The organism is Streptomyces sp. NPDC005070 (assembly GCF_053600395.1).
The window spans coordinates 79,577-87,733 of the sequence record NZ_JBSFZS010000019.1; the positions used below are offsets into that span (position 1 = coordinate 79,577).

The 8,157-nt window shown below is 73.0% G+C and carries 8 protein-coding genes; all 8 read right to left on the reverse strand.

All coding sequences use genetic code 11. The features are described 5' to 3' along the window. Positions 1–13: 13 nt before the first annotated feature. The 8 genes from ACWEBX_RS09635 to ACWEBX_RS09670 are packed head-to-tail and all read right to left on the reverse strand — an operon-like array spanning position 14 to position 8,117. Positions 14–1,174: a M20/M25/M40 family metallo-hydrolase gene (locus ACWEBX_RS09635; RefSeq protein ID WP_451884348.1), complete on the reverse strand. Its 1,161-nt coding sequence runs from the start codon at positions 1,172–1,174 to the stop codon at positions 14–16. Continuing rightward, positions 1,167–2,006 carry a M55 family metallopeptidase gene (locus ACWEBX_RS09640; protein ID WP_451884349.1) on the reverse strand — a complete coding sequence of 280 codons (840 nt, stop codon included), beginning with the start codon at positions 2,004–2,006 and terminating at the stop codon, positions 1,167–1,169. Before ACWEBX_RS09640 ends, ACWEBX_RS09635 begins: the two co-directional genes overlap by 8 nt. Next, on the reverse strand, positions 2,003–3,157 hold the full coding sequence (menC, locus tag ACWEBX_RS09645) for an o-succinylbenzoate synthase (RefSeq protein ID WP_451884350.1): 1,155 nt from the start codon (positions 3,155–3,157) through the stop codon (positions 2,003–2,005). The genes ACWEBX_RS09640 and menC overlap by 4 nt, the downstream gene beginning before the upstream one ends. A 29-nt stretch (positions 3,158–3,186) precedes the next feature. After that, the gene (locus tag ACWEBX_RS09650; protein WP_451884351.1) at positions 3,187–4,041 is read right to left on the reverse strand and encodes a hypothetical protein; all 855 of its coding nucleotides are present in this window, start codon (positions 4,039–4,041) and stop codon (positions 3,187–3,189) included. Further along, positions 4,038–5,066, reverse strand: a complete 1,029-nt coding sequence (locus ACWEBX_RS09655; protein ID WP_451884352.1) for an ABC transporter ATP-binding protein — start codon at positions 5,064–5,066, stop codon at positions 4,038–4,040. The genes ACWEBX_RS09650 and ACWEBX_RS09655 overlap by 4 nt, the downstream gene beginning before the upstream one ends. Then, a complete protein-coding gene (locus tag ACWEBX_RS09660; protein ID WP_451884353.1) occupies positions 5,063–6,103 on the reverse strand; it encodes an ABC transporter ATP-binding protein in 1,041 nt (346 codons plus the stop codon). The genes ACWEBX_RS09655 and ACWEBX_RS09660 overlap by 4 nt, the downstream gene beginning before the upstream one ends. 5 nt (positions 6,104–6,108) lie before the next feature. Continuing rightward, positions 6,109–7,062: an ABC transporter permease gene (locus ACWEBX_RS09665; RefSeq protein ID WP_451884354.1), complete on the reverse strand. Its 954-nt coding sequence runs from the start codon at positions 7,060–7,062 to the stop codon at positions 6,109–6,111. Continuing rightward, positions 7,059–8,117: an ABC transporter permease gene (locus tag ACWEBX_RS09670; RefSeq protein ID WP_451884355.1), complete on the reverse strand. Its 1,059-nt coding sequence runs from the start codon at positions 8,115–8,117 to the stop codon at positions 7,059–7,061. Before ACWEBX_RS09670 ends, ACWEBX_RS09665 begins: the two co-directional genes overlap by 4 nt. Positions 8,118–8,157 lie beyond the last annotated feature (40 nt).

Here is an 8,157-nt window from a genome sequence, read left to right on the forward strand (position 1 = left end):
GCCGATGCGGGGGTTATTGGGTTTCCAGGAACGCGGCGATGAGCGCCGCCCGCTCCAGCAGGGAGGACAGCGAGGCGTGTTCGTCCTCGCCGTGGGCGCCGGCGCCCACGGGGCCCAGGCCGTCGACCGTCGGGATGCCGAGCGCGCCGGTGAGGTTGGTGTCGCCCGCGCCGCCGGAGGAACCGAGGGGTAGGTCCAGGCCCAGGGTGGCGGCGAGCGTGGTCAGTTCGGTCGCCAGGGGGTTGGCGGGGTCCATGGCCCAGGCCGGGCGGTAGGAAAGCGTCTCGGCGGACAGGACGGCCCGCTGCCGTACCGGTGTCGGCTCCAACAGGGCCGACAGCAGGGCCCGTTCGGTCTCGGCGGTGGCGTAGCGCAGGCCGATCTCCGCCTCGGCGTGGTCGGCGACCACGTTGGCGCGGGTACCGCCGGTGATCGTACCGACGTTCAGCGCTGCGTCGGGGAGGGCGGCGGCCGTCGCCCGCAACCCCGAGAGCTGGTCGACGAGTTCGTCGATCGCGGAGACGCCGAGCGCGGCGTCGAGGCCGGCGTGGGCACTGACCCCGCGCACGCTCAGCCGCACCCGGGCCACCCCGCGCCGGCCGATCTTCAACGCGCCGCCGGGCAGCGGTGGTTCGAGGCCGAGCACCGCGTGGGCGCCCTCGGCGTGCCGGGCCACGAGGCGGCTGCCGTCGGGGCTGCCGATCTCCTCGTCGTTGACCACCACGAGGCGTACCGGACGCCTGGGCGTGCCGCCCGTACGGGACAGCAGGTCCATGGCCAGTTCCACGGCCACCAGGGAGCCCTTCATGTCGAAGACCCCGGGGCCGGTGACCGTGTCGCCGTCCTCGGCGAGCGTGAAGGGGCGCCGGGCGACCGTCCCGGCCGGGAAGACGGTGTCGCTGTGGGCCACGAGCAGCGTATGTCCGGCGCGGGAGCCGTCGTCCGCCGTGCCGCGCCCGTTCCAGTACGCCACGAGGTGGTCGCCGCCCGGTCCCGGCGGCTGTTCGACGCGGTCGGCGGTGGCGGCGAGGCCCGCGGCCAGTTCTTCGCCGAACACGGCCGCACGGTCCGCGTCGCCGGACGGGGTCTCCAACGTGACCAGGCGTTCCCAGCGTTCCAGCACCGTGCCGCCGAACGTGCGGGCCAGGGCGAGGAGTTCGGCGGGCTCAGCCATAGCAGTTCTCCACGGCCGAGGTGACCACCCGGGTCAGCGCGCGGAAGCAGCGGATCGCCTCGTACATCGTCGGCAGCGTGAACCGCACGGTCAGCGGGTCGATCTGGACGACCCCGGGGATGTAACTGGCGGCGGGCGCCAGGTGGGCGGCGTCGAAGGACACCTCGTAGGTGTAGCCCTCGGCGGGCGGGGCGAGCGGACCGGTGGGGGCGGGCAGGGCCGCGAGGCCTTCGCGGGCGGCCTCGGTGATCCGGGCGGCGCTCACCTCGGGCGGCAGGCAGATCGCGGAGTAGCGGTCCACGCAGGTCTTGACCACGGCGTGGGCGGCGTGCGGCGCCCAGCCGCGGGCGTCCTCGCAGCACAGGTCGTCGCCGGTGACCAGGACCACCGGGACGCCGTACTCGTCGGCGAGCAGCGCGTTCATCCGGCCCTCGGATGCCGGCTCGCCGTTGATCCGCACCGCGGTGACGGTGTTGGGCAGATAGGTGTGGGCGAGCACGCCCGGCTGACCGGCGCCGGTGTGGTAGCCGACGAAGGCGACCGCGTCGGGGGAGCGGTCGACGCCCTCCATCATGCCGAGCGGCTTGTGCGTGCCGATCAGGAGCGTGGCCCGTTTGTCGAGCCGGTCGAGGAGCAGGTTGCGCTGGTCGGCGTGGGCCTCGTTGACGAGGATCTCGGTGGCGCCGGCCGCGGCGAAACCGGCGATCGCGGCGTTGACGTCGGCGGTGAGGAACTGCCGGTTGTACTCCCAACGGGCGTGGCCGGGCTCGCAGTCGTCGGGGAAGGTGACGCCGGTGACGCCCTCCATGTCGGCGGAGATCAGGACCTTCATGCTGCCTTCCCCTCAGGGGTGGTGAGACGGGCACGGGGACGGATGGTCCAGGTGCGCACGGTGTGCCGGCCCAGTTGGCCGAGGTCCACGTCGAGGCCGATGCCGGGCCGGGAGCGGGGCACGGGGACCATGCCGTCCACGGCGCGGATCGGCGGCGTGACGATGTCCCGCCGGTAGTACTTGTCGGAGCCGGAGACGTCCGAGGGCAGGGTGAAGCCGGGCAGCCCGGCGAGCGCCAGGTTGGCGGCCCGGCCGATGCCGAACTCGTGCATCCCGCCGCACCACACCGGCACCCCGGCGTCCAGGCACAGGTCGTGCACCGTCTTCGACGGGCCGAGCCCGCCGAGCCGGGACACCTTGATGTTGACGACGTCGGCCGCGCCCAGGTGCAGCGCGGTGCGCAGCACGTCCGGGGTGGTGACCGACTCGTCCAGGCACACCGGGGTGTCCAGACGGGCGGCGAGCCGGGCGTGGGAGAGCAGGTCCGTGGCGGCGTACGGCTGCTCGATCATCAGCAGGCCGCGGCCGTCCAACTCCGCCAGTACGGCCTCCTGTTCGGGCCGGTAGGCGGTGTTGGCGTCCACCTGGAGGGCGACGCCGGGGAAGGCGTCCTGGACGGCGCGGACCGGTTCGAGGTCCCAGCCGGGGCGGATCTTCAGCTTGATGCGCCGGTAGCCGTCGGCGACGTGCCGGGCGACCTGCGCGAGCAGCGCGTCGATCGTCGGCTCGATGCCGAGGCTGACCCCGGCGGGCACCGCGTCGGCGCCGGCGCCGAGCAGGTCGGCCAGGGGCTCGCCGCGCCGCTGCCCGTACAGGTCCCAGCAGGCCATGTCGAGGCCGGCACGGGCGAAGTGATTGCCGCTCACCTTGGCGGTGAGCCGGGCCGCGTCCTCGGGGTGGTCCCAGGGCCGGCCGAGCAGCATCGGGGCGAGGTACTCGCCCAGCACCTGCCAGCAGCTCCAGGTGGACTCGTCGCAGTAGTACGGGTCGGTCGGCGAGGCGCACTCGCCCCAGCCGACGCTGCCGTCCTCGGCGGTCGCGCGGACGACGATGTGCTCCAGGTACGACTTGCGGTGCGAGCTGGTCTCGAAGGAGTGGACCAGATCGAGCCGGACCAGCGCCAGCTCGATCTCGGCAAGGGTGACGGTCATGTGGGGTCGTCCTACCGTGCGGGGCCCGGTCAGGGGCGAGGGGCCGTGCCGGGTGCGGCGGCACGGGGGATGAAGCGGTACGCGGCGAGCCCGCCCGGCAGCCGTACGCAGGAGACGGCCGTGCGGTCGGCGAGCAGCCGGGCGAAGGTGGGCGTGAGGCGGCCGCGCAGCCGGGCGGCGTGCTCCGGGCCGGCCTCGGCGCGCAGCCGGTGCCAGTCGTCGGGCAGCGCCACGATCCGGTCGTCGCCGTCGTCGTACACCTGGCCGACGCTCCAGCCGCCCGGCGGCGGACCGGGAGCGGGTGCGGCGGGCCGCGCCGGGGCGTCCAGGTGCCAGGAGACGATGAAGCGGTCGGTGGACTCGCCGGTGGCGGTGCCGAAGCCCGAGGCGCCGTACATCGCGGGCTTGAACGCGTCCACCACCGTGCCGAGCACGTCCAGGTTGAAGTGGGCGTTGCGGGTCTGCATCGGGTCGTACGCCCAGCGGATCAGCGTCGTCCCCTCCGCGAGGCAGCGGTCGCGCTGGCCGAGCTTGAGCAGCCGTCCGATGCCGAGGCCCTGGCGTTCGTGCGCCACCACGGCGAGCTGCGAGTACTGGTAGAGGCGCGGGTCCTGCCCGTCGGCGCCCCGCTCGCGGGCGAGGAAGCTGTAGGTGAATCCCACCAGCGCCTCGCCGAGATAGGCGCCGACGACCAGGCCGCTGTTGTCCTGAAGGGCGGTCAGCAGGCGCGGGTTGAGGCTGCCGTCGCCGGGGCGCAGGCCCATGACCCGGTCGTACAGCGCGACGCAGTCGGCCATCTCCAGCGGGCCGTCCACGTCCCGTACGACCAGCGGCGGGGCCGGCCGGGCAGCGGCCGCGCACCTCGGGGTCGCCGTCGCGTTCACGACACGCTCGCGAGGTGACATGCGGCCCGGCCGCCCGCCGGCGCCTGTGCCGGCAGGACCGGCAGCGTCCGCCGGTCGCAGCCCGCCTCCGCGCGGCCCGCCGGGTCGAGACCGGCCCACACCGGGCAGCGCGGATGGAACCGGCAGCCCTCGGGCACGTCCGTCGGGTCCGGCGGCTCGCCCTGGAGCAGCTGGGGCCGCCCACCGCGCCCGCCCTCCGCGGACACCACCGACAGCAGCGCCTTGGTGTACGGGTGCTTCGGCGCGAGCAGGACCTCCTCCACGGTGCCCACCTCGACGATCCGGCCCAGGTACATCACCGCCACCCGGTCGGCGATGTTCCAGGCCAGGCCCAGGTCGTGACTGACCACCAGGGAGGACAGGCCGAGGTCGCGGCGCAGGTCGAGGACGAGCTTGAGGATCTCGCCGCGTACGGAGGCGTCCAGCGAGGCCACCGGTTCGTCGGCCACGATCACCGAGGGCTCCAGCGCCAGCGCGCCCGCGATCACCACGCGCTGCTGCTGCCCGCCGGACATCTCGTGCGGGAAGCGTGACAGGAACTGCTCCGGAGGGCGCAGCCCGGCCTTGGACAGGGCGGAGTGCACGCGCTGTTCGAGGCCCTCCTTCATCCGGTGCAGCCGGGGACCCTCGGCGACCGCGTCGAACACGTTCTGCCGTGGGTTCAGGGCGCCGCCGGGGTCCTGCAGGACGAACTGGACCTTGCGGCGGTGCGCCTTCAGCGCGGCGCTCGTGTAGCGCAGCGGCACGCCGTCGGACAGCACCTCGCCCGATGTGGGCTTGACCAGCCCGGTCAGGGCGCGCGCGAGGGTGGACTTGCCGCAGCCGGACTCGCCGATCAGGGCGAGGATCTCGCCGCGGCCCAGCTCGAGGTCGACGCCGTCCACCGCGCGGGCGGGGCCGCGGCCTGCCCGGGGCGGATAGGTGATGTGCAGGTCGCGGACCTCCAGCGCGGGCGCCGTGGCCGCGTCGGATCCGGTGACCGTGCCCGTGGTGGTGACGGTCATGAGCGGGCTCCTTCCGCGGACGGTTCGGGAACGGGCGGGGCCGTGGAGAGGTTCGGGAAACCGGGCAGCACCCGCAGGCACGCGGACTGCCGTCCGGGACCGGCCGGCCACAGCTCGACGGGGTTGCTGTCGCAGGCCTCGTGCAGGTCGGGGCAGCGGGCCGCGAAGGGGCAGCCCGTGCCCAGTGCGGCCGGGTCGGGCGGGTCGCCGGGCAGGCCGGCCGGCGCCCTGCGGGAGGCGGGGTCGCCGATGGTGGGGAAGGCGCGGGACAGCGCCCGGGTGTAGGGGTGCTTCGGGTCGTCCAAGAGCTGCCGGGAGGGCCCGGACTCCACCAGCTCGCCGGCGTACATCACCGCCAGCCGGTCGCACATCTGGCCGAGGACGGACAGATCGTGGCTGATCATGATGACGCCGATGCCCTCGTCGCGCACCAGGTCCGACAGCAGGTCCAGGATCTGGGCCTGCACCATCACGTCCAGCGCCGTGGTGGGCTCGTCCGCGATGATCAGGTTCGGGCGGCAGGCCAGCGCCATCGCGATCATGATGCGCTGGCGCTGACCGCCGGAGAACTCGTGCGGATAGCTGCGCATCCGCCGCGCGGGGACGCCCACCGACTCCAGCAGCTCGGCCGCGCGGGCACGGGCCTGCTTCTCGGTGATCCGGCCGCCCTCCTCGCCGGCCCGGCGGCCGTGCAGCAGGATCGGCTCGACGATCTGGTCGCCGATGGTGTGCACCGGGTTGAGGGCGGTCATCGCGCCCTGGAAGACCACGGAGGCCTCCGCCCAGCGCACCGCGCGCATCCGGCTCCAGTTCGCGGTGAGCAGGTCCTCGCCCTGGTACAGCACCTGGCCGGTGACCTCGGCGGCGGCCGGCAGCAGCCGCAGCAGGCTCATCGCCAGGGTGGACTTGCCCGAGCCGGACTCGCCGGCCAGGCCGAGCGTCTGCCCGGCGTCCAGGGTGAGGTCCACCCCGCGCACGGCGGGCACCGTGCGCCCGCCACTGCGATACGTGACCTTGAGGTCCTTGACCTCCAGCATCGCGTTCAACGTGTCTTCACCGACCTCGGGTTGAGAATGGTCTCCACGGCACGGCCGGTCAGGGTGAAGCCGAGGACGACGATCAGGATGGCGATGCCCGGCGGGTACAGGTACCACCAGGCGCCGGCGGTGACGGCGCCGCCGCTCAGCGCCGAATTGAGCATCGCGCCCCAGGAGATGCCGGTCGGGTCGCCCAGACCGAGGAAGGTCAGGGTCGCCTCGGACAGGATCGCCGAGGCCACCGTCAGCGTGGAGGAGACCAGGATCAGCGGGGTGACGTTCGGCAGGACGTGCCGCAGCATCACCTGCGGCCCGCCCGCGCCCAGCGCCCTGGCCCGTTCGATGAACGGCTTGGCCTCCACCGCGAGGGTCTGCGCCCGTACCAGCCGGGCCGTGGACGACCAGCTCGTCACCGCGATGGCGATGGTGATGGACGCGGTGCCCTGCCCGATCACCGCCGACAGCGAGATGGCCAGCGGCAGGCTGGGCAGCGCGATGAACCAGTCGGTGAGGTGCATCAGCGCCTTGCCGGTCCAGCCGCCGTAGTGCCCTGCGACCAGGCCGACGGCGCTGCCGAGCACCACCGTCAGCACCGTCGCCATCAGACCGATGGACAGCGAGGAGCGGGCTCCCCAGATGACCAGCAGCAGGATGGAGCGACCCTCCTGGTCGGTGCCGAGCGGATAGCCGTCGGTGGGGGAGTGCAGGGAGGGGCCGTCCACCTTGATGACGTCGAGGTCGTTGCCGGAGATGAACAGCGGCGCGCACAGGGCGAGCAGGCCGAACACGACCAGGATGCCGAGGCCCGCCACGCCGGAGCGGATGCGGACGAAGGAGCGGACGAAGCCGGCGAAGCCGTTGCGGCGCGGCGTCGGTGCGGCCGGCGCGAGCGGCGGCGCGGGGTCGGCCCCCGCCTGCGGCGGGGAGACGGCCTCGGTGAGGGGTTCGTGGTGGGTCACTGGGCACGCACCCGGGGGTCGAGGAAGCGGTAGATCACGTCGGCGAGGAGGTTCATGAGGATCACCGACGCGCTGAAGACGATGAACGTGCCCTGGAGCAGCGGCAGATCGGGCACCTTCAGGGCCTGGTAGCTGAGCTGGCCCAGGCCCGGCCAGGAGTACACGGTCTCCACGGTGATGGCACCGCCGAGCACCGTGCCCAGGTGCATGAAGATCATCGTGACCGAGGGCAGCAGCGCGTTGGGCACCGCGTGCCTCCGCCGTACGACGTCGTCACGCAGTCCCTTGGCCCGCGCGGTGAGCAGGTACGGGCTGCCCAGCTCGTCGATGATCGACGAGCGCATGACGGCGACGTACTGGGCGAAGATCACCAGGACCATGGTCAGACAGGGCAGGACGAGGTGTTCGGCCACGTCGAGGACGTGGTCAAGGCCGCCGGTGATCGCCGGGTCGCTCATTCCGCCCGCGGGCAGGAAGCCGGGGATCGGGCCGATGCCGACGCTGAAGGTGATCAGCAGGATCATGCCCAGCCAGAAGGTCGGCACCGACCACAGCGTCAGGGAGGCGCCGGTGGCGATGCGGTCCAGCCAGCTCCCGTGCCGCCAGCCGGATCTCACGCCGAGCCAGAGGCCGAGCGTCACCGAGATGACCGTGGCCGTGCCCATCAGCAGCAGGGTCGGCCACAGCCGGTCGCCGATGAGGGAGCTGACCGGCTGCTGGAACTCCCAGGAATCGCCCAGGTGACCGGTCAGGGTGTCGGTGACGAAGTGGAAGAAGCGTTCGGGCACCGACTGGTCCAGGCCGAGCTGATGGCGCAGCTGAGCCATCTGCGCGTCGCTGGTCGGCCGGCCACGGGTGATGGACTGCACCGGGTCGGCCGGCATCAGGCTGAACAGGACGAAGCCGATGACGAGGGTGGCCAGGAAGCTGACGGCCGCGGCCACCAGCTTCGTGACCAGGTAGCGCGCGAGTCCGGAGCCGGGCCGGGGGGGGGGGGGCGGGGGGGGGGGGGGGGGCGGGGGCGGCGGGGGCGGGCAGCGCCGCTCCGGAAACAAAAAAAAAAAAACACACGAATTAAATAAAGTAAGTGTTAAT

Bases quoted from the DNA above. Each gene is read 5' to 3' on its own strand.
- ACWEBX_RS09635 (WP_451884348.1), bottom strand. From the start codon at position 1,174: ATGGCTGAGCCCGCCGAACTCCTCGCCCTGGCCCGCACGTTCGGCGGC.
- ACWEBX_RS09640 (WP_451884349.1), bottom strand. From the start codon at position 2,006: ATGAAGGTCCTGATCTCCGCCGACATGGAGGGCGTCACCGGCGTCACC.
- menC (WP_451884350.1), bottom strand. From the start codon at position 3,157: ATGACCGTCACCCTTGCCGAGATCGAGCTGGCGCTGGTCCGGCTCGAT.
- ACWEBX_RS09655 (WP_451884352.1), bottom strand. From the start codon at position 5,066: ATGACCGTCACCACCACGGGCACGGTCACCGGATCCGACGCGGCCACG.
- ACWEBX_RS09660 (WP_451884353.1), bottom strand. From the start codon at position 6,103: ATGCTGGAGGTCAAGGACCTCAAGGTCACGTATCGCAGTGGCGGGCGC.